Origin of the sequence: Comamonas flocculans (genome assembly GCF_007954405.1) — a bacterium.
In the GTDB taxonomy this organism is placed as follows: Bacteria; Pseudomonadota; Gammaproteobacteria; order Burkholderiales; family Burkholderiaceae_C; genus Comamonas_C; species Comamonas_C flocculans.
In genome coordinates, this window is sequence record NZ_CP042344.1 from 177,447 (window position 1) to 198,440 (window position 20,994).

Sequence of the window (20,994 nt, forward strand, 5' to 3'; positions counted from 1 at the left end):
ATCACTACCGCTGCTGATGCTGCAGTCCGACGATCAAGCACTTTTCGATCTGTCTGGAAGGCCATACAGCTTCTTGAGTTGCATCAAGTTGACCGATCCGCTCTCCCCAGGAAAGGGCCCACAGTCCTGCCTCACCCGACAAGTTTCCGATCTTGCATCATGGTCATTTTGCGTGTTACGATAGTAATAGATCACTAACTACATGGAGTCCGAATCGTGAGTCAACGCCCCCAATACCTGTCCGCCGAAGATCGGCGTGCGGCCACAGTGCAAGCCGTGGTTGATCTGGCAGCCGAGCAGAACCCGGCCGAGATCACGACCACGGCGATTGCCGACCGAATGGGCCTGACACAGGGCGCGCTGTTTCGCCACTTCCCCACCAAGGAAGCCATCGTGGAAGCCACGATGTCGTGGGTCGGCGAACGTCTTCTGGTCAGCGTGGACAAGGCGGCCGAGGGCGCCGCATCTCCCGCCGCAGCGCTCGAAGCGATGTTCATCACGCACATCGACTTCGTGTCCAAGCACCCGGGCGTGCCACGCATGTTGTTCGGAGAGTTGCAGCGCTCTGGCGAAACGCTCGCCAAGCGCATGGTGCAAACCCTGATCCGCCAGTACGAGCAGCGCCTGCGTCGCCTGATGGAAGCGGGCAAGGCGCAGGGCGAGCTGAGCGCGGAGCTGGACGTGGACGCCGCCGCCGTGCTGTTCATCGGCACGATCCAGGGACTGGTCATGCAGTCCTTGCTGGCCGGCAAGGTCAGCCGGATTCGTCGCGATGCGCCCGCCGTGTTCGCCATCTATCGCCGTGGCATCGAAAGCGGCACATGAAGCGCCCGTCCAGTCCACAAGCGGCACGACGATCCAGCAAACCCTCCAAAGAACCGGGGGCCATGAACATGACTGCACACAGCGGGCGCGGAATCTGGATGCGTGTGATCGCCCTGATTGCCATCGCATTTGGTCTGCTGACCATCAGGGAAGGCGGCGCCGTTCTGTTTTTTGACGGCGCGGCGCGTGCCGCAGCCGGAAGCTACGTGCCGTTCGTGCTCTGGTTCAACTTCCTGGCCGGGTTTGCCTACGTCATCGCTGGCGCCGGATTGTGGATGCGCCGGCGCTGGGCCGCATGGATGTCGATGGCTATCGCGGTGGCAACGGCGCTCGTATTCCTGGCCTTCGGAGTGCATGTGGCGCTGGACGGCGCTTGGGAGCGGCGCACGCTCATTGCCATGACGCTGCGTACGTTGGTGTGGGTTGGCATTGCGGCCATGGCTTGGCGTCGATCAACAGCGCATGCACCGACCACGCGCGAGCACTGAGCATCTCTTTCCAGTGGAAACCCATCAATGACAACTCCGAACCTCCCTACAAGAAAAGCCCGTTGGGCCGTGATCATTGTTGCCCTGCTCGCCCTTGGCGGTGCACTGGCGTTCTGGTTCACGCGCGGCCATGACAACCAGGATGCATTGCGCCTCTATGGCAACGTCGACATCCGTGAGGTTCAACTGGCTTTCCGCCAGCCCGGGCGCATCACGCAAATGACTTTCGATGAGGGTGATGTCGTCACCGCCGGCGCGCGCCTGGCCACGCTCGACGCGCAGCCATATCAAGACGCCCTTGCAGCCGCGCAAGCCCAGGTGCAGGTGGCCCAGGCCGAGCTGGCCAAGCTGCGCCGCGGCCTGCGGCCGCAGGAAATCACCCAGGCACGCGAGGCGCTCAGACAAGCGCAGGCGCAGGCGCTTGACGCCGAGCGCAACTTCCAGCGCCAGAGCAGCCTGTTGGCGTCGGGCGCCAGCAGCCAGCGCACGGTCGATGCCGCACGCACTGCCAGGGATCAGGCGGCCGCGGGTGTCGAATCCGCCAAGGCCGCCCTGTCGCAGGCATCCGAAGGCTTTCGCAAGGAAGACATTGAGGCAGCGCAGGCTCGCCTTGCAGCCGCGCAGGCAGCCGCGGCGCAAGCCACCACTTCCCTGGCGGACACCGAACTGACGGCACCCAGCAACGGCACCATCATCGCGCGGGTGCGCGAGCCCGGCAGCATGGTGGCCAGCCAGAGCACGGTCTACAGCCTGAGTCTGGACAAGCCCGTGTACGTGCGCGCCTACGTGGGCGAACGGGATCTGGGCCGCATCGCACCGGGCACCGTGGTGCACGTCAGGAGCGATTCCGGGGAAAAGGTCTATCGCGGCCAGGTCGGCTTCATCTCGCCGCGCGCCGAGTTCACGCCAAAGACGGTGGAGACAACGGACTTGCGCACGGATCTGGTGTACCGCCTGCGCATCGTCATCGACGAGGCCGACAGCGATGCCGCCCTGCGCCAGGGCATGCCGGTGACGATCGCGGTCGATGCCAAGCCGGTCTCCGGCGCGCGCGCGGGGGAGCGTTGAGATGCAGGCAGACACCGCCATGGCCGCCACGCCGGCAAGCGCTGTCGCCGCTGCCGCCGTCGTCATCGAAGGGGTGGACAAGCATTTCGGCAAGGTGCAGGCCCTGCGCAGCTTGAGCGCGCACATCCACTACGGACGGCTGACGGGCCTGGTCGGCCCGGACGGCGCCGGCAAGACGACGCTGATGCGCATTCTGACCGGCCTGCTGGTGCCCAACGCCGGTCGCGTCACCCTGGCTGGCTTTGACGTGGTCAAGGACAACGACGCCATCCATGTCGCCAGCGGTTATATGCCGCAGCGCTTCGGCCTGTACGAAGACCTGTCGGTGATGGAGAACATGCGCCTGTATGCGCAGCTGCGCGGCATGGACGCGGATCGCAATGCCGATCTGTTTGCCGAGTTGCTGGACTTCACGCGGCTTGGGCCCTTTACCAAACGCTTGGCCGGCAAGCTCTCCGGCGGCATGAAGCAAAAGTTGGGGCTGGCCTGTGCGCTGATGGCGCGGCCCAAGGTGCTGCTGCTGGACGAGCCCGGCGTGGGCGTCGATCCGGTCAGCCGGCAGGATTTGTGGCGCATGGTGCAGGCACTGACCGATGAGGGCATGGCCGTGGTCTGGTCCACCGCCTACCTCGACGAGGCCGAGCGCTGCGAGAGCGTGCTGCTGTTGAACCAGGGGCAGCTCCTGTTCGATGGTCCACCGCAGCAACTCACCGCGCAACTTGAAGGCCGCAGCTTTCGCCTGGAAAACGTCGGCGCCGAGCGCCGGGCGGTTCTGACCGAGGCACTCGATCTGGAGAGCGTGAGCGACGGAGTGATCCAGGGCGCCGGGGTGCGGGTGGTGCTGCGCGAAGGTGCGCAGGTCAGCCAAATCCAGTCGCTGGCTGATCGGGCGCGAGTAGCGCTGGCGCCGGTACCCGCCCGCTTTGAAGATGCCTTCATCGATTTGCTCGGCGGCGGGCCCGGCGGCACCTCAACCTTGGCCGAACGGCTGTCACCGGTCGAACTGGGCTCCGAAATAGCCGTCTCCTGCCGCAATCTGACCAAGCGTTTCGGTGAGTTCACCGCCACCGACCAGGTCAGCTTCGAGGTGCAAAAGGGCGAAATCTTCGGTCTGCTCGGCCCCAATGGCGCCGGCAAGTCCACCACCTTCAAGATGCTGTGCGGCCTGTTGAAACCCACTGCTGGTGAAGCGCATGTGGTGGGCCATGATCTGCGCCGCGCCACCGGTGCAGCCAAGGGCCGGCTCGGCTACATGGCGCAGAAATTCTCGCTCTACGGTCTGCTGTCGGTGCAGCAGAACCTGGAATTTTCGGCCGGCGTTTACGGGCTGGAAGGCAACACCCGGCGCGAGCGCATTGCCGAGATGATCGAGACCTTCGATCTGGGGGAGTGGCTGTCCGCCACGCCCGATTCCCTGCCGCTGGGGCACAAGCAGCGCCTGGCGCTGGCCTGCTCGCTCATGCATCGGCCACCCGTGCTGTTCCTCGATGAGCCTACTTCGGGCGTGGACCCGATCACCCGGCGCGAGTTCTGGACCCACATCAACGGCCTGGCGCGCAAGGGCGTGACCATCATGGTCACCACCCACTTCATGGACGAGGCCGAATACTGCGACCGCGTCGCCATGCTCTCGCGCGCACGCCTGATCGCGTTGGACACGCCCGATGCGCTCAAGCGCGCCGCAGCCAATGTCGAACACCCCGACCCGACCATGGAGGACGCCTTCATTCACCTGGTGGAATCTGCCGACCGCGAGATGGAGGCCGCCGCATGAACGCTGTAGCACAACGCAAGGAAGGGGCTGCTTTGGAGCCGAGCGATTTGCGCCGCTTTGACCTGCGGCGGCTGATGGCCCTGGTCACCAAGGAAAGCTATCAGGCGCTGCGCGACCCCTCGACGCTCTTGATCGCCTTCGTGCTGCCGGTGGTGTTGCTGCTGCTGTTCGCCTATGCGGTGTCGCTGGATGCCAAGGAGGTCCGCGTCGGCGTCGTGCTGGAGTCGCCCGGTGCATCGGCGCAGTCGCTGGCCGCTGCCTTCTCGGGCACCCGCTTCTTGAAGACGCAATTCGCCCACGACCGGCGCGAGGTGGCAGACCAGCTCGTCTCCGGTGCGCTGCGCGGCTACGTCGTCATTCCGCAGGATTTCGAGCAGCGCGTGGCCCAGCGCGGAGCAGAACCGCTGGTGCAAATCATCACCGATGGCTCCTATCCCAACACCGCCAACTACGTCGAGAACTACGCCCGCGGCGTGGTGCAGACCTGGCGTGCCGGGCTGGATGTCGCGGCACCCGCGCAATCCGTCGTGCTGGAGCCACGCTACTGGTTCAACCCCGAGCTGGAAAGCCGTCGCGCGCTGATTCCCGGGGCCATTGCCATCGTCATGACCATCATCGGCACCATGCTGACCGCGCTGGTGGTGGCGCGCGAATGGGAGCGCGGCACCATGGAAGCGGTGCTGTCCACGCCCGCGTCGGTGGCCGAAATCCTGATCGGCAAGCTGCTGCCGCACTTCGTGCTCGGCATGCTGTCCACGCTGGGCGCGGCGGCCTTAGCCGTGTTCGTGTTCGGCGTGCCGATGCGCGGCTCTCTGGCGGCGCTGCTGCTCTTGTCGGCGGTGTTCATGGTGCCGGCGCTGGGCCAGGGCCTCTTGATTTCGTCGCTGGCGCGCAACCAGTTCCTGGCGGCGCAGATCGCCCTGTTCACGGGCTTTCTGCCGGCCTTCATGCTCTCAGGCTTTCTGTACGAGATCGATGCGATGCCAGCGCCGATCCGCGCCATCACTCGGGCGGTTCCGGCGCGCTACTTCGTCGATTCGCTCAAGACCGTGTTCCTGGCCGGCGACATCTGGGCCGTCTTCCTGCCCAACCTGGCGGCCATGGCGGCGATTGGGGCGCTGTTTTTCCTGATCGCCAAGCGCGCCACGCGCAAGAACCTGGAGTGACGCGATGTTGACCTCTGCCTTCTCGTTCACCCGCCTGCGCGCCCAATTCATCAAGGAAGTGCTCAGCGTGCTGCGCGACCCGCGCAGCCGCATGGTGGTATTCGTACCGCCGATCCTGCAACTGCTGGTATTCGCCTTTGCAGCCACACTGGAAGTGCGCAACGTCGACATCGCCGTCTACAACCAGGACGCCGGGCGTTGGTCGCACGAGCTGGTGCAGCGCCTGGACAGCGCCCGCTTCATCACCCACGTGCGGCACGTGGACAGCCAGCGGCTGTTGCACGAGATGATCGACCGCGGCCAGGTGATCGCCGCGCTCGCCATTCCCGTGGATTTCTCGCGCACCATCGCCGCCGGCGACAGCGGCCGCGCCCAGGTTCTGGTCGATGGCCGGCGCAGCAACTCGGGCCAGATCACCGTCGCCTACCTGTCCACCATCGCCGCCGACGTTGGGGCCGAGGTCGTGCCCGACGCGCAGGCGCCGACGCCCGTGGTCGTGCGCCACTGGTTCAACCCCAACCTGGTCTACCGCTGGTTCATCGTGCCTGGGCTCACGGGCATCCTGGCGCTGTTCAGCGCGCTGCTCATCACCTCGCTGTCGATCGCGCGCGAACGCGAACTGGGCACCTTCGACCAGTTGCTGGTATCGCCCACCTCGACGCCGGAGATCATTGTTTCCAAGTCGCTGCCTGCGCTGGCGATCGGCACGCTCTTGGGCCTGTTCATGATCAGCGCCGGCGTGTTCCTGTTCGGCATCCCGTTCACCGGCTCGTTCGCGCTGCTGCTCGCCAGCCTGGTGCTGTTCATCCTGTCGGTGGTCGGCATCGGCCTGATGATTTCCGCAGTCAGCATGACCCAGCAGCAGGCCATCCTGGGGGCGTTCGCCATTGGCGTGCCGGCGGTGCTGATGTCGGGCTTTGCGACGCCGGTGGAAAACATGCCGCTCGTCCTGCAGTGGCTGGCCCAGGCCATTCCGCTGACCCACTTCCTCATCATCGTCGAAGGCAGCTTCCTCAAGGCCATGCCGCCCGGCGACATTCTCGCCAGCCTCTGGCCGCTGGCGCTCATCGCCCTCGCCACGCTGACGATGGCCACCGTATTCGTCCGAGGACGCCTGCAATGAAAACCAAAACCCGCCACCTCTCCTCGCGCACGCCAGCCGCACCGCCGGCGTCCAGGCGCTTGCGCCCGCTCGGGCTGGCCCTGTCCTGCGTGCTGCTGACCGCCTGTGCGGCCGTGGGCCCCGACTACCGCGAGCCGCCTCCTGTGGACATCGGCAGCGGTTGGACCTTGCCTCTGGCGAGCGAATCGCAGTCCGCGGACCTGGCCCGCTGGTGGTCCGCGTTGGACGACCCCATCCTTGACCGCCTGATGGGCACGGCACTGGCACAGAACCTGGATCTGCGCCAAGCCGCGGCACGCATCGACGAGGCGCGCGCCCTGCGCGACCGCGTGGCTGGCGACCAGATGCCCACCGTGAGCGCGGGCACCAGCGTGAACCGACGCGGGCAAAGCAAGAACGGCCCCTTGCCCGTGGGCTCGATTCCCGGCATGGACGCCACCCAGACCATCTACGATGCGGGCTTCGATGCGGCCTGGGAGGCCGATCTATTCGGCGCCAAGCGCCGCGCCCTGGAAGGCGCCAGCGCCCGCCTGCAAGCCACCGAAGTCGAAGCACAGGGTGTGCGCATGCGCATCGTGGCCGAGGTCGCACGCACCTGGTTCACCGCCGTTGGTGCTGGATACGAACTGCATGCACAACAAGCCACGCTGGATACGCTGCAGCAGACCTTGGAGCTGGTGCGCCTGCGGCATGCATTGGGCGACGCATCCGCCGCCGATGTGGAGGCGGCTTATGCGCAGTGGACTGCCGTCAACGCACTGCTGCCGGACATCCAGGCCCGCCAGCGCGCCGCGGTGCTGGGCCTGGGCGTGCTCTTGGGCGCTCCACCGGAGCGTGAACTGGCATTGCTCGACGGCCCCTTGGCACCGTGCACGCTGCGGGCCCTGCCGGTGGGCGAACGTGCTGATCTTCTGCGCCGCCGCCCTGACGTGCTGGCCGCGGAACGGCGTCTGGCGGCGAGTTCTGCCGACATCGGCGTGGCCACGGCCGAGCTGTTCCCCAAGCTCTCCATCGGTGTCGGCGGCGGGTTTCAGGCGCTCAGCACGGGCAACTGGTTCGATGCATCCAGTTCACGGTTTTCCATCCTGCCGCTGATTTCCTGGCGTCTGTTCGATGGTGGCCGCGTGCGTGCCGAGATTCGGGCACGCGAGGCCGCCGAGCAGCAGGCGGCGCTGGCCTATGAGCAGGCGGTGTTGGCGGCGCTGGGTGACGCCGAGCGTGCGCTGGGCGACTACCACGGCGGGCTGGACACGTTGGAGCGCCGTGCCATGGCCCTGGATGCGGCACGAACCAGCTACGGCTACGCCAAGGCTCGCTACGCCGCGGGCGATGTTGCACTGGTGGAGCTGCTGGCCGCCCAGCGCAGCCTGCACGAAGCCGAGACTGCGGCCGCACGTGCGCATACCAGCGCCGCCGTGCAATTGGTGGCGCTGTACAAGGCGCTCGGGGGCGGCTGGGAGGTATCCAACATGACGCCAAGCGCCGCCCATTCGCCTACAGGCGCCGCCGCACCCACGCCTCGTGCAAGTCGCTCCGGCATGCCTGCAAGCGCCGCCGCGACGGAACACCTCACAAGCCAAAGCGCGGAACGCGAAACCCTTACTCACTTGATCATCAACAGGCCAACCGAAGGAGCCAAGCCATGACCACCACCGCCTTTTTCATTCCGCCCGTGAACCTGATGGGCGCGGGCTGTCTTCGTGATGCAGCCAAGGCCATCCAGTCCTATGGCTTCAGGAAAGCGCTGATCGTGACCGACCTTCCCTTGGTTCGTCTCGGACTGGTCGGCAACGTGCGCGACCTTCTTGCCAGCCACGGCGTGGATACCCTGGTTTTTCATGGAGTGCAGCCCAACCCGACGACCAAGAACGTGGCCGATGGGCTGAAGCAACTGCGCGACAACGATTGTGATTTCGTCATCTCGCTCGGCGGCGGTTCGCCGCACGACTGCGCCAAGGGAATCGCATTGGTCGCTGCCAATGGCGGAACGATCAAGGACTACGAGGGACTTGACCAGTCGGCCAAGCCGCAGCTGCCCTTGGTGGCGATCAACACCACGGCTGGAACGGCCAGCGAAATGACGCGCTTTTGCATCATCACCGACGAGGCGCGCCACGTGAAGATGGCGATCGTCGACAAGCACACGACGCCCATTCTCTCGGTCAACGACCCCGAGCTGATGCTGCTCAAACCCGCCAGCTTGACCGCCGCCACCGGCATGGATGCCCTTACGCACGCGGTGGAGGCCTATGTTTCAACCATTGCCACGCCGATCACCGATGCCTGCGCACTCAAGGCCGTGGCATTGATAAGCCAATGGCTGCGCAAGGCGGTGGCTGACGGGCGAAACGTCGAAGCGCGCGAACAGATGGCCTATGCGCAGTTCCTCGCCGGCATGGCCTTCAACAATGCCTCGCTGGGCTACGTGCACGCCATGGCGCATCAACTGGGCGGCTTCTACGACCTGCCGCACGGTGTGTGCAACGCCGTCCTGCTGCCGCACGTGCAGGCCTACAACAAGCAGGTCGCTGCGGGACGCCTCGCCGACATCGCCCGCGCGATGGGGGAAAAAACCGATGGCCTGGGCGACGAGGCCGCCGCGGATCTGTGCCTATTGGCGATTCGCCAATTGTCCGCCGACATCGGCATTCCCCACGGGCTGTCACAGCTTGGCGTTCAGGCCAAGGACTTTCCCACCCTGGCCACCAATGCGCTCAAGGACGCGTGCGGACTGACCAATCCAATACAGGCGTCGCACGAGGAAATCAGTGCCATTTTCGCGGCGGCCATGTAGCCGTCGGCGTGATTTCCCGAACCCGTTCTATCCCACCATCAAGGAGTGCCTCCATGCAAACGAACGTAGGAAACCTCGATCGCATCGCGCGCGTCGTCATCGGCCTGATCCTGCTCAGCTTGCCGTTGTGGCTGGATTCGCCATGGCGGTGGCTGGGGCTCATCGGAATCATGCCGCTGATTACCGGCCTGGCGGGTCGCTGTCCGGGCTATCGCCTGCTCGGCGTGAACACCTGTCCAATGCAAAAGAAGAAGCCCGAGTGAGCATCCCATGAAACTGAAATTTCTGGGTGCTGCGCGCGAAGTCACCGGGTCGTGCTTCCTGGTGGAGGCGGCGGGCCTGCGCTTCCTGGTGGATTGCGGCATGGTTCAAGGGGGCTCTGCGGCGGCGGCGCGCAACCGCGAGCCATTTCCGTTCGACCCGGCAGCTATCGATTTCGTGCTCCTGACCCATGCCCACATCGACCACAGCGGGCTATTGCCCAAACTCACCCGCGCCGGGTTCAAAGGGGCCATCTACACCACTCCCGCCACGGTTGATCTGCTGGGCGTGATGCTGCCCGACAGTGCACACATCCAGGAGAGCGATGCAAAACGCAGTGCCAAGCGGTTCCGCGGAAAGGACCCGCTGCCGCCGCTGTACACGCTGCAGGATGCGCGCGAATGCCTGCAGCAGGTACGAGGCATCGAATACGACCGGGAGTTCGCGCCCCGGGTCGGGGTGCGCGCGCGCTTTCGCGATGCCGGGCACATCCTCGGTTCGGCCATCATCGAAGTCTGGGTCACCGAGTACGGCTACCCGACAAAACTGGTATTCAGCGGCGACCTTGGCCAGCCGGGACGCCCGATATTGCGCGACCCGACACCCATCGAGGACGCCGACATCCTCGTCATCGAGTCCACCTATGGCAACCGCCAGCACAAGGACTTTTCGGCAACCGAAGAGGAGATGATCGGCATCGTCGAGAAAACCCTGTTCGAACGCGGTGGCAACGTCATCGTGCCGGCCTTCGCGGTCGGTCGAACCCAGGAAGTCCTGTACCACCTGCACCGTCTCACCAGCGAGGGGCGGCTGCGGCAACCGAGGGTATTCGTTGATTCGCCGATGGCCACGGAAGCCACGCGCATCACGCGCGAGCACCTTGAGCTGTTCGACGAGCAGGCCAAGCGCTTGGCCGGGTGGCACGCGCGCGGCGAAAACCTGCCGTATCTGCATTTCACGGAAAGCGCCGACGAATCCATGGCGCTGAACCAGATTCGTTCGGGCGCGATCATCATTTCCGCCAGCGGTATGTGCGACGCGGGACGCATCCGGCACCACCTGCGCCACAATTTGCCGCGCAAGGAATGCAGCGTCCTGTTCTCCGGCTTTCAGGCGCAGGGAACACTGGGCCGCCAACTGGTCGATGGCGCGGCGCGCGTGCGCATCTTCGGCGACGACATTCCGGTGCGCGCGGCGATCCACAGTGTCGATGGGCTCTCGGCGCACGCCGACCAACCAGCCCTGATGGCCTGGGCCCGAGGCTTCAAGCAAGCCCCCGAGCAAACCTTTGTAGTGCATGGGGAGCCGTCCGCCGCGCAGGCTTTGGCGGAACTCCTGCAACAGCAGCTTGGCTGGCAGGTCTCGGTGCCCGAGCGCGGCCGGGTCGTTCCGTGGCCGGATTTTCTGGTGGTCGAGCGATGACACCGCCCGCTGATCCTGACGAGCGCCTGCGCGCCATCCTCGATTCACCCACATACCGCCTTGCGTATGAAGACATCGATTTGCTTGGCCAGGACGATCTGCGCCCGCTGCGTCTCCAACTCGAACTGCTCAAGCCCGAACGCATCTTGCGTGAGCAAGGCGTGCATTCGACCGTGGTGGTGTTTGGCAGTGCGCGCGTAAGCGATGCTGCCACTGCACGCGACCGGCTCGCTGTGCTGGAGCAGCGAGCGGGCACCATGCCAGGGAATTCGACGCTTGGGCGGGAACTAGTCTTGGCCCGTCGCCGCGTGGAACAGGCACGCTATTACGAAGAGGCACAGCGCTTCGCTCAACTGATCTCTGCTCGTTTCCAGCAGGAGGGACGATGCGATTTCGTCGTCATCACCGGTGGCGGCCCCGGCATCATGGAGGCAGCCAATCGCGGTGCTTTCGATGCCGGGGCTCGCTCGATCGGCCTCAACATCACGTTGCCGCACGAACAAGCGCCGAACCCCTACATGTGTCCGGAGCTGGCGTTCCGGTTCCACTATTTCGCGCTGCGCAAAATGCATTTCTTGCTGCATGCGAAAGGTCTGGTGGCCTTCCCCGGTGGCTATGGAACGCTCGACGAACTGTTCGAGGTGCTGACCCTGATCCAGACCGGGAAGATGCAACGGATTCCGGTGGTTCTTGTCGGTCGCGACTTCTGGAGCCGAGCCGTTGATTTCGATCTTCTGCTCGACGAAGGCTACGTATCGCCGTCCGATCTCGACTTGTTTACCTGCGTCGACAAAGCCGAGGAAATCATGGGTGCCTTGGAACGCTTTTACGTCGATAGGGCAACAGATGGCGCGCCATCATGATGCGCATCGGCAGCCTTCACGCGCGGCTGTCCAAGGCCAATGCGCAATGGTCGATGCGCAGTATCACGCCGCTGATTGCGTGCGCGGTACTCGGCTCGACTGCCGCCCGTGGCGCGGAGCCCGCATCCTCGGATGGTATTTCCCGCTGCCTGCCAGAGCACGCCTTGCACTGGAGAGGTGGAACCCTGCGCCTGGAGAACGATTTGTTCACGGGCACCGACCGCAACTACACCAACGGTGTGGCGCTGAGCGTGGTTTCGCGCGATCTGCAAGGCGCGCTCCGCCCGGAGTGTCTGCCCCAACCGATTGCCTGGTACACCCGCTTCATCGGCTGGGCTGATCCCGAGTTCTGGCGCGACTCTGGCGCCCAATCGGCATCGCAAAACATCGTCGTGCGCTTCGGCCAGTCCATGTACACGCCCGAGGACAAGACGCGCACCGATCTGATTTCCGACGATCGCCCGTACGCCGGCCTGCTGTACCTGGGTTTGGCATGGAATCACCGCGTCCACCCACAGGCCGCCAGCTATGAAATGCTTGACGTGCGCGAACTGACCCTGGGCGTGATTGGCCCCTGGTCGTTGGCGGAGCAATCGCAGGATCTGGTGCATCGGGTGCGGGGCATCGATCGTTTTCGCGGCTGGGACAACCAGTTGCGCAACGAACCCGCGTTCCAGATGGCGATGGAGCGCAAGTTCAAGTCGTACACAGAGGGTGCCGTCCGGCCGGGGTGGAGCGGCGACGTGATCGGCAGCTATGCCCTGCGGATCGGAAACATCGAAACCGCAGCCAGCACCGGCATGGAATTGCGTGCGGGCTGGAACATTCCGAACGACTTCGGCAGCTATCCGATTCGGCCCGGCGCGGAGAATCGCCCGCCCTCGGGCGTTTCCGACCTGCGCAGAACAGAGCCTCAATCAGCGCGCGCGCCCAAACCCGGAGCGCATGCATTCCTGAATCTGGAGGCCAAAGCCGTTGCCTGGGATTTCTCGCTCGACGGGAATCTGTTTCGGCACAGCCATCACGTCAGTCGACGACCCTGGGTCGCTCAGGCAGCCATTGGCATCAGCAGCCAATGGATTGTTGCCGGGCATGGCGTGCGGCTTGCCGGGATGCGCGTCTGGAGAACCCGCGAGTTCGACCAGCAGATCGGCCATCACGCCTTCGGATCGATTGCGTTGAGCATGGAATTTTGAAATCCCGAAGCCATGCGCCCGCCTGCGAAGCATTCACCAACAACCTCCATGGAGAATCCCGTGAGTCATCTATTGAACCCTCGACAGCTTTTGACGATCACGTTGTCAGTAGCCTTGGCCACCGTTGCCACGGGACTGAGCGCGCAGTCCGCTGACGCTGCAAAGCCGATGGCGCTGCGCAGCGTCATGGAGAGACTTGGCCGTGACATGCAAGCCGTCACCGGTGCGATTTCCAAGGAGGAATGGACACTGGTCGCCGAGCTGGCGCCCAAAATCGCCAAGCATGCCGAGCCACCTCTGGGCGAAAAAATGCGCATTCTTGGCTGGCTTGGCACGGATGCCGGGAAATTTCGGGGTTTCGACGGGCAGGTCCAGGACGCTGCGAGCGCCATGGGGGATGCCGCCAAGCGCGGCGACGGCCAGGCCGTTATCGCCGCATTCTCCAAGACACAACAAAGCTGCCTCGCTTGTCACCAAAGCTTCCGACAATCGTTCGTGGAACAGTTTTATGGGAGTCGCTGACACGCATTTGTCCCAGGCCGGTTTGTATGGGGCATCACGATGAGCAACTCCCAGCCGAGCCTCATCCTGGTGCTCAATTGCGGCTCCTCAAGCATCAAGTTCGCCTTGTTCGATGCACAGGTGCGCCCGTTGCCGCGCGAGCCGCTCTGGCACGGCAAGGTGCAAGGGATTGCTGGGCCCGCGCCTGAGTACAGCGACAGTGGCACTGCACAGCAGCGCATCCATCTGGATCACGAACACCCTCACACCGCCGCTCTGGCGCTGATTCAAGCGCGCATCGTGGCCCGACTCGATGGCCGCCGCATTGTGGCCATCGCGCATCGTGTCGTCCATGGCGGCAGCAGGTACTTCGAGCCAACCGTGGTGACCGATGGCTCCATCGCGGAGCTGCGGGCCTTGATTCCTTTGGCGCCGTTGCACCAACCCTTTCCCCTGAAGGCCATGAGTTTGCTGTTCGAGCAGTGGCCCGGAATTGTTCAGGTAGCGTGCTTCGATACAGCCTTTCACCGCACGGCGCCGAAGGTGGAGCAGATCCTGCCGCTGCCGTACTCGGCCTGGGAACGCGGTCTGCGCCGCTACGGCTTTCACGGCCTTTCATACGACTACATGAACCACGTCCTGCCCGAGCGCCACGGTGATCTGGCACGCGGCCGCACCATCGTCGCGCACCTCGGCAGCGGGGCCAGCCTGTGCGCGATGCAGAACCTGCAAAGCATCGCCACCACGATGGGATTTTCCGCGCTCGACGGCCTGATGATGGGCACCCGTACCGGCTCGCTCGATCCGGGCGCCCTGCTCTACCTGATGGAGATCGAAAAGCTCTCACTGGAAGAAGTAGGCCGCACGCTCTACAACCAGTCCGGCCTGCTCGGTGTTTCCGGGATTTCGGCCGAGCCGCGCGTGGTGGTGAAGCACGAGAGCGATTCCGGCGAAGTCGGCGAACGCGCCCGCATCGCGTTGGCGCTCTACGTGCGCCGTATCGTGCGGGAGATTGGCGCACTGATCGCAGTCATTGGCGGCCTGGATCTGCTCGTGTTCACTGCCGGTGTCGGTGAGCACAACGCCTTCGTGCGCGAGCGCGTCTGCCGCGACCTGGCATTTATCGGCATCAAGCTGGATGCCGATGCCAACGCCATCGATGCCCCGGTTATCTCCACCACCGACAGCCGGGTGCTGGCCGCGGTGGAGCCTACCAACGAGGAATGGATCACAGCGCGCTATACGCAGGATTTGATAGGCGGCGCGTGATGTCCCAGCCAGGCCGAGCGCGCTCAACTCAACTGACTCTGTAGCCACGCAGGGATTCATCGACATCAAAGAGGGGAAATCGCATGACCACCGCTTCCACCATCCGCCAGTGCTGGCTTGCCGGGCACGGCCCCATCGTCCATCGCGACGAGACCATCAAACGCATGGAAACCCTGGTGACCCGTTTGATCGTCGAGGGCCGTGTTGCCGACGAGACGACGGCCTACACCCTGCTTGCCGCCGCCGACCGCCTGAGCTGCGTGGCCATGAACGTGGTCGCGCACATGACCTATGCGCGCCGCATCGATCTTTCCGGCGCGGCGCTGTCAGCCGAGGACTTCAAGCCCACGCCCGAAGGCCACACCGGCGGCTCGCTGAATATGGTGCAGGCCTTCGTCGGCTACCTGCTGGCCAACGCGCTCACCGGCAGCACACGCGGCTGGATCATGGGCCAGGGCCATTGTGTCGCCGCCATCGAAGCCGTCAATGTGCTGACCGGCGATGTCTCGCCCGCGCAGCGGGGCCGCTACGACCGCAGCGAGCAAGGCCTGTCGCGCCTGTGTGCCGATTTCTATTCCTATGCCATCGATGCGCAGGGCCGCCCGGCCGTGCCGCTGGGCAGCCATGCCGGCCCCAACACCGCCGGTGCCGTGTCCGAAGGCGGCTACCTCGGCTTTGCCGAACTGCAGTACATCCACATGCCGCTGCCTGGCGAATCGCTGGTCGCCTTCCTCAGTGACGGCGCCTTCGAGGAGCAGCGTGGCCCGGACTGGGCGCCGCGTTGGTGGCGCGCGCAAGACAGCGGCTTCGCTGTACCGGTGATGATCCTCAACGGCCGCCGCATCGAGCAACGTACCCAGATCATGCAGGAAGGGGGTGCGCAATGGCTGGCCGACGACGTGCGCCACAACGGCTTCGACCCGGTGATCGTCGATGGCCGCGACCCGGCCGCGATCGCCTGGGCAATCGTCGAAGCCGAGGGCGCGCTGCGTGCGTTTGCCGCCGATCCGGATCGCCGCTATCCGGCGCCTCTGCCCTACGTGATCGCCGAGACCGAGAAGGGCTTCGGCTTTCCCGGTGCTGGCAGCAACGCCGCGCACAACCTGCCGTTGGGCGGCAACCCCCACACCGATGTCGCCATGCGTGGGCGGTTCAACGAAAGCGCGGCTGCGCTCTTCGTTGCTCCGGTCGAACTCGACGCGACGCTCACCGCCTTCGCAACCCACGCCGCCCAGCAGCGCCCGCTGGAAAGCGCGCATCCGATGGCGCACCGCCACCCCGCTGCGCCCAGGCTGCCCGAACCGCGCTGGGAAATATCAGGCAGCGAAGGCAGTGCGATGACGGCGCTGGATCAGTGGTTCGTTGAATTCGCCAAAGCCAATCCCGAGCTGCGCATGCGCATCGGCAACCCTGACGAATTGGCCAGCAACAAGATGGGCGGCACGCTGGCGCTGCTCAAGCACCGCGTCAACGAGCCCGAACCCGGTGTGCCTGAGGATTTGCACGGCGCCGTCATCACCGCGCTCAACGAAGAGGCCGTGGCCGCCGCCGCACTCGGCAACAAGGGTGGACTGAACCTGATCGTCAGCTACGAGGCCTTCGCCGTAAAAATGCTCGGCCTGATGCGGCAGGAAATCATCTTCGCCCGCCACCTGCGTCAGGTCGGCCAGCCCGCCGGCTGGCTGTCGGTGCCACTCATCGTCACCTCGCACACCTGGGAGAACGCCAAAAACGAACAGTCGCACCAAGACCCGACGATCGGCGAAGCCCTGCTGGGCGAGATGTCGGACACCTCGCGCGTGTTGTTCCCGGTGGATGGCAACACTGCGGTCGCCGCGCTGCGCGAAATCTATGCCGGACGCGGGCAACTGGCCTGCCTCATCGTTTCCAAGCGCGACGTGGAGAACCGCTTCGATGCCGAATCGGCGCAACGCCTGATCCGTGACGGCGCGGCCCATCTGATCGGTGACCCCGCCGAGGCCGAAGTGCAGCTCATCGCGCTGGGTGCCTACCAACTCGACGAGGCGATCAAGGCGCAGCAGCACCTTGCCGGGATGGGCAAGCGCGCCTGCGTCACCGTCATCCTGGAACCTGGCCGCCTGCGCATCCCGCGCGATGCCATGGAAGCGGAGTTCGTCGATGAAGACGCCACTGTCAGCACGCTGTTCCCGCAAGGCCTGCCGCGCGTGATCCTCACCCACACGCGCCCCGAGCCCATGCTCGGCATTCTGCGCCGCATCGACAACGGCCCGACCAGGACGCACGCCCTCGGCTACATCAGCCGCGGCGGCACCTTCGATGTCCCCGGCATGCTGTTCGCCAACCGCTGTACCTGGGCGCATACGGTGGATGCCGCAGCGACCGTGGCCGGCTGGAATCGTGAAGCACTGCTCGACCCTGCGCAGCGCGCGGCTCTTGATGGCACCGGCGATCCCAAAGATTTATTGAGCCCGTGAGTCAGGTACGCGAATCCTGTGCCGGTCATGAAGTGCGCCGGCAGCTCCAGGCCGGTGGAGGCGATGTCCTCGCGGTCTGCGCCAGTTCTCAACTGCGCAACGTGCCCAGCAGGTTGCATGTCAGGATCACGCATCGCCTGCACCGCTTATCCAGTCCCTGTTCGTCCAGGGAGTCGGCGCGCTGCTGCATCGCCTGCTTGGTTCCCTCACCGGAGCCCAGGTTGCTCAGGCCCGCCCTGCTGCCATTCGAGCCGGGTGGCCCCGATCACGCGGGCCTGCCGCTCGATGGGCAGGTACGATTTCAGCTCAATGGCCACACCACCCAGACGCTGCACGTCATGGCGGCGGCCCTGCTCGGGCTGATCGTTCGGCACCTTCCATAGCCCTTCGACCACGCGCTCCATGGTGCTGGCACGGCGTGGTGCCTCCAAGTGCCCGAACGTGGCTAGACACTTTGCACGGGGGCGAATGGGCCTGCCTTGGGCATACCCTCACCCTGCTTGGCATGTCCTTCAATGGGGCAGCTTGACGGCCTTCCAGCCGCTGTGGCTGAAATACTTGCCGTAGGCGTTGGAGGCCTGCGCGACCTGCACCACGCCGGCGGCGCGCTTGCCTTCTCCGTGCTTGCCCTGGGCGGCCTCGGCGCCCGCCACCAGGTCGGCCACGATGATGTGCAGCTGGGCGTCCGCCTCGGGGGGCAACTTGCAGTTTTCCACCATGTAGGCGACCTGCTGGCCGACGGCGTTGCCGAAGGCGTCGTAGTCGGCCGCCGTGGCCTTGCCTGCATGGGCCGCGGGCAGGATTTTCGTCACCGATGCATGGACGGCCGTCATGGCCTGGCGCAGCGGCGCGTCAGTGTCCCATTTCTTGCCGGCGTTGAGTTGCAACTGGTGGGTTTCGGCGCTGCCGTGGCTGTCGTGCGCGCTCGCGGCCATCGAGGTCAGGGGGACTGCCAGGGCGGCGGCCAGCAGCAGTGTGGTGAGTTGTTTCATGGAAATGCTCCGTTGAAAGTTGAACCATGCAAGGTGGCCGTGCGGGTTGCCTGGCTGCCTTGCCCTCTTCAACGAAGCGCGCGTCTGAATGTTCCATGTGTTTTGCATCTTTGGTGCACGGCCTTATTTGCGGTGCAGCAGCTCCTCCTCGGTCGCCTCCTGCGCGTAGCGACCCAGCAACAGCTGCAGCAGGCGCTCGCGCTGGGCGGTGTCCAGCAGCTCGCGCTCGGCCAGCAATTGGGTGATCACGCGCTGCTGCTGCGCGGCCTGCAGGCGGGCAATGGCGGCCTGCTCGGCGTCGATGGCCGCGCGGTCGGGTGCGGCGGCGAAGATGTGGCGCACCAGGGCTTCGCGACGGTGGCGTATGTCGTCCCAGTTGGATGACAGGTCGTGCAGGAACGGCGCCTCCAGCGCCTCCCAGCGCGTGCGTTGCCCGGGCGTGAGCGCCAGGTAGTCCGGCAGGTGCACGGCCGGCGCCGGGGGCGGCGCCACGCGGGCAGGGCGCAGCACGAGCGCCGCAAGAATGCCCAGGTTGAGCGCCAGCGAGACGGCCAGCAGGGTGCGGATCCAGGTGGGGTGTTTCATGGCAGATTCCTTGGCAGTCGGCAAATCTCGGTGGCGGCGCACAGCCCGCCCGGCGGCACGGGGTCGAACACGCGCGCCATGGCGGGGTCGGCGGCCGCAAACGTGGTAGGAATGGCTGCCCCCGTGCCCAGCAGCAGCCCGCCCATCCACAGGCCCGAGACCAGCGCCGCGCCAGCCGCCAGGCCCGTGGGCATCCAGCCCAGAAGGTCCCAGCCGGCACGCCGGGGCCTGGCGGCGCGCGGTGGCCGCCGGTCGCGCAGGCGCTCCTGCAGCTGCGCCGCGAGATCGAAGCCCAGCGTGGGCGATGGCAGGGCGTGCAGTTCCTGGCGCAGCGCCCGCAGCGCATCGAGCTGCTGGCTGCAGACAGGGCAGGCCCGCAGGTGGCTCTGCAGCGCGGCCTGTCTGCGCGCGGGCAGGGCGTGATCGACAAAGGCGGAAAGGTCTTCGATGCGTGGGCAGGTCATGGTGGCTCCTTGCGGTCAGCGTGGCATGTGCTGCAGCAGCCCGGCGCGGGCGCGGGCGATGCGGGATTTGACGGTGCCCAGGCCGATGCCCAGCACCTGGGCAATGTCCTCGTAGGGCATGTCCTCGATGTCGCGCAACAGCAGGATCTCACGGTGCTCCACCGACAGCCGCGCCAGCGCGCGCTCCAGCTCCGCGATGCGCTGGCGCGCCTGCAGCATGGCCTCGGGCGTGGGCGTATCCGCCGGTACCTGCTGATGCAGCGCGTCGTCTAGCGCCACGAACTCCACGTGCCGCGCGCGACGCAGCCGGTCCAGTGCCTGGTTGCGCGCGATGCGGAACAGCCACGTGGACAGCTGCGCCTGCGGGCGCCAGCTGGGCAGTGCCTGGTAGACGCTCAGAAAGGTTTCCTGGGTCAACTCGCGCGCATCCTCCTGTGACCGAGTCATGCGCACCAGAAAGCGGTAGATGCGATCCTGGTTGCGCGTCACCAGCTCAGAGAACGCCGCAACCTCCCCGCGCTGGGCGCGGGCAATGCAGTCAGTCTCGTCAAACTGGCTCGGTTGGGGCATTGGGGCGTTAACGCATGAGGAGCGCAAAAGTTCCATCTTCGGGCAAGCCCTGACGAACCCGTCTTCGTCAGTCCAGCCAGACTCGCGATTCGCTTCATGCTTCTCATCAATACGTCCGATGGGGGCATGTGGCAACGTGAACTGACCGTTGGCTCGATCGGATGAACACGAGGTGAACAGAAGGTTCAGTGTTGATTCACCCCCGGTTCGTCAAAATTATTGGCATCAACAGCTCTGATGCTGTGAAAGGAACCGACGATGAAACGAAACCTACACCTCAAGCCCCGGCTGGCCACCCTGGTGCTGGCCGTCGCGGCGCTGCCAGCGGTGGCATCCAGCGACTGCGATGCCCCGGCCGCGCGATGGCAGTCGCGCGAAGCGGTGCGCCAGATGGCGGCGCAGCAGGGCTGGCAGGTCGAGCGACTGAAGATTGACGACGGCTGCTACGAAATCCGTGGCACCGACGCCCAGGGCCAGCACTTCAAGGCCAAGCTCGACCCCGAGACCCTGCAGGTGCTGAAGATCAAGTCGCGCGAGCGCGATGACCACCACAAAGACCGGGACCGGGAGCGCGAGCGCCGGCGCGACCACACGCCGCAGGATGCGGGCACTGCCCCTTCCTCACCCCTCTTTACCCCGGGCAGCGCGCCGCGCGGCCAGGTGCAATGAATCGCCTCCCCTCTTTCCAGGAGAACCCTATGTCCAAACCCCTGATCACCGCCATTGCCGCAGCTTGCGCGCTTGCCGTGCCCGCCCTCGGCCAGGCGCGCGAAGTCACCATTGCCACCCAGCTCAAGAACTACGGCGGCGACGGCGCCTACCTGGCGGTCTACCTGACCGATGCCAAGGGCGCCTACGCCGGCACGCTCTGGGTGGCCGGCGGCAAGGCCAAGTACTACAAGCACCTGGCGGACTGGAGCCGCCTGTCGGCCGGCGACGCCAAACGTCTCAATGGCGTGACCGGCGCCAGCGTCGGCGCGGGCCGCACGCTCAGGGTGACGGCCGATCTGGCCGACGCGCTGATCGACGCCGGCTACGAGATCCGCATCGACGCCGCCGTGGAAGACATGCGTGACAGCCCCTCCGAGGTGCGGCTGCCCCTGACGGCGGCGGGCGCCGGCAAGGCGCAGGCCGGCAAGCAGTACATCCAGTCGGCCAGCTTCCAGCTGAAGTAAGG

The 20,994-nt window shown here is 65.5% G+C and carries 21 protein-coding genes and 1 pseudogene; 17 read left to right on the top strand and 5 right to left on the bottom strand.

Annotated elements, in window-relative coordinates; genetic code table 11:
- The first annotated feature begins 216 nt into the window (after nucleotides 1–216).
- The 15 genes from FOZ74_RS00820 (at nucleotide 217) to FOZ74_RS00890 (ending at nucleotide 17,206) form a co-directional block, all read left to right on the top strand.
- Complete coding sequence (locus tag FOZ74_RS00820) at nucleotides 217–825, top strand: TetR/AcrR family transcriptional regulator (RefSeq protein WP_013519663.1); 609 nt, start codon at nucleotides 217–219, stop codon at nucleotides 823–825.
- Between the two features lie 62 nt (nucleotides 826–887).
- The gene (locus tag FOZ74_RS00825) at nucleotides 888–1,313 is read left to right on the top strand and encodes a hypothetical protein (protein ID WP_425294492.1); all 426 of its coding nucleotides are present in this window, start codon (nucleotides 888–890) and stop codon (nucleotides 1,311–1,313) included.
- 69 nt (nucleotides 1,314–1,382) lie between these two features.
- Nucleotides 1,383–2,381 carry a secretion protein HlyD gene (gene hlyD / locus FOZ74_RS00830; protein ID WP_238526578.1) on the top strand — a complete coding sequence of 333 codons (999 nt, stop codon included), beginning with the start codon at nucleotides 1,383–1,385 and terminating at the stop codon, nucleotides 2,379–2,381.
- 1 nt (nucleotide 2,382) lies between these two features.
- On the top strand, nucleotides 2,383–4,155 hold the full coding sequence (locus tag FOZ74_RS00835) for an ATP-binding cassette domain-containing protein (protein ID WP_013519666.1): 1,773 nt from the start codon (nucleotides 2,383–2,385) through the stop codon (nucleotides 4,153–4,155).
- The gene (locus FOZ74_RS00840) at nucleotides 4,152–5,321 is read left to right on the top strand and encodes an ABC transporter permease (protein ID WP_146911220.1); all 1,170 of its coding nucleotides are present in this window, start codon (nucleotides 4,152–4,154) and stop codon (nucleotides 5,319–5,321) included. The genes FOZ74_RS00835 and FOZ74_RS00840 overlap by 4 nt, the downstream gene beginning before the upstream one ends.
- 4 nt (nucleotides 5,322–5,325) lie before the next feature.
- On the top strand, nucleotides 5,326–6,444 hold the full coding sequence (locus FOZ74_RS00845) for an ABC transporter permease (RefSeq protein WP_146911221.1): 1,119 nt from the start codon (nucleotides 5,326–5,328) through the stop codon (nucleotides 6,442–6,444).
- Nucleotides 6,441–8,090, top strand: a complete 1,650-nt coding sequence (locus tag FOZ74_RS00850) for an efflux transporter outer membrane subunit (RefSeq protein WP_024539902.1) — start codon at nucleotides 6,441–6,443, stop codon at nucleotides 8,088–8,090. The genes FOZ74_RS00845 and FOZ74_RS00850 overlap by 4 nt, the downstream gene beginning before the upstream one ends.
- Nucleotides 8,087–9,238: an L-threonine dehydrogenase gene (gene yiaY, locus FOZ74_RS00855; protein ID WP_013519670.1), complete on the top strand. Its 1,152-nt coding sequence runs from the start codon at nucleotides 8,087–8,089 to the stop codon at nucleotides 9,236–9,238. Before FOZ74_RS00850 ends, yiaY begins: the two co-directional genes overlap by 4 nt.
- Nucleotides 9,239–9,291: 53 nt before the next feature.
- Nucleotides 9,292–9,501, top strand: coding sequence for a YgaP family membrane protein (locus FOZ74_RS00860; protein ID WP_013519671.1), 210 nt, complete (start codon nucleotides 9,292–9,294; stop codon nucleotides 9,499–9,501).
- Between the two features lie 7 nt (nucleotides 9,502–9,508).
- Nucleotides 9,509–10,921, top strand: a complete 1,413-nt coding sequence (locus tag FOZ74_RS00865; protein ID WP_066708194.1) for an MBL fold metallo-hydrolase RNA specificity domain-containing protein — start codon at nucleotides 9,509–9,511, stop codon at nucleotides 10,919–10,921.
- Entirely contained in the window at nucleotides 10,918–11,784 is an 867-nt protein-coding gene (locus FOZ74_RS00870; protein ID WP_013519673.1) for an LOG family protein, read from the top strand. Before FOZ74_RS00865 ends, FOZ74_RS00870 begins: the two co-directional genes overlap by 4 nt.
- The gene (locus FOZ74_RS00875; RefSeq protein ID WP_146911222.1) at nucleotides 11,781–12,980 is read left to right on the top strand and encodes a lipid A deacylase LpxR family protein; all 1,200 of its coding nucleotides are present in this window, start codon (nucleotides 11,781–11,783) and stop codon (nucleotides 12,978–12,980) included. The genes FOZ74_RS00870 and FOZ74_RS00875 overlap by 4 nt, the downstream gene beginning before the upstream one ends.
- Nucleotides 12,981–13,028: 48 nt before the next feature.
- Nucleotides 13,029–13,502 (top strand): cytochrome c, encoded by a 474-nt coding sequence (locus FOZ74_RS00880; protein ID WP_146911223.1) that lies wholly within the window; start codon nucleotides 13,029–13,031, stop codon nucleotides 13,500–13,502.
- Between the two features lie 39 nt (nucleotides 13,503–13,541).
- Nucleotides 13,542–14,750, top strand: a complete 1,209-nt coding sequence (locus FOZ74_RS00885) for an acetate/propionate family kinase (RefSeq protein WP_146911224.1) — start codon at nucleotides 13,542–13,544, stop codon at nucleotides 14,748–14,750.
- Between the two features lie 83 nt (nucleotides 14,751–14,833).
- Nucleotides 14,834–17,206, top strand: a complete 2,373-nt coding sequence (locus tag FOZ74_RS00890; protein ID WP_066708206.1) for a phosphoketolase family protein — start codon at nucleotides 14,834–14,836, stop codon at nucleotides 17,204–17,206.
- A gap of 91 nt (nucleotides 17,207–17,297) precedes the next feature.
- Here FOZ74_RS00890 and FOZ74_RS00895 read toward each other — a convergent pair.
- From FOZ74_RS00895 to FOZ74_RS00915, 5 genes and pseudogenes are all read right to left on the bottom strand, one after another.
- Nucleotides 17,298–17,688 (bottom strand): annotated as a pseudogene (locus FOZ74_RS00895) (DUF3363 domain-containing protein); the annotation flags it as partial.
- Between the two features lie 30 nt (nucleotides 17,689–17,718).
- Nucleotides 17,719–18,198: a hypothetical protein gene (locus FOZ74_RS00900; RefSeq protein ID WP_013519678.1), complete on the bottom strand. Its 480-nt coding sequence runs from the start codon at nucleotides 18,196–18,198 to the stop codon at nucleotides 17,719–17,721.
- A 123-nt stretch (nucleotides 18,199–18,321) separates the two neighbouring features.
- Nucleotides 18,322–18,783, bottom strand: coding sequence for a Spy/CpxP family protein refolding chaperone (locus FOZ74_RS00905; RefSeq protein WP_013519679.1), 462 nt, complete (start codon nucleotides 18,781–18,783; stop codon nucleotides 18,322–18,324).
- A complete protein-coding gene (locus FOZ74_RS00910; protein WP_013519680.1) occupies nucleotides 18,780–19,247 on the bottom strand; it encodes an anti-sigma factor family protein in 468 nt (155 codons plus the stop codon). Before FOZ74_RS00910 ends, FOZ74_RS00905 begins: the two co-directional genes overlap by 4 nt.
- Nucleotides 19,248–19,262: 15 nt before the next feature.
- Nucleotides 19,263–19,817, bottom strand: a complete 555-nt coding sequence (locus tag FOZ74_RS00915) for a sigma-70 family RNA polymerase sigma factor (RefSeq protein ID WP_013519681.1) — start codon at nucleotides 19,815–19,817, stop codon at nucleotides 19,263–19,265.
- Nucleotides 19,818–20,075: 258 nt separating this feature from the next.
- Here FOZ74_RS00915 and FOZ74_RS00920 point away from each other — a divergent pair, with 258 nt between their 5' ends.
- Nucleotides 20,076–20,486 (top strand): PepSY domain-containing protein, encoded by a 411-nt coding sequence (locus tag FOZ74_RS00920; RefSeq protein WP_146911225.1) that lies wholly within the window; start codon nucleotides 20,076–20,078, stop codon nucleotides 20,484–20,486.
- 29 nt (nucleotides 20,487–20,515) lie between these two features.
- A complete protein-coding gene (locus FOZ74_RS00925) occupies nucleotides 20,516–20,992 on the top strand; it encodes a DUF2271 domain-containing protein (RefSeq protein ID WP_013519683.1) in 477 nt (158 codons plus the stop codon).
- Nucleotides 20,993–20,994 lie beyond the last annotated feature (2 nt).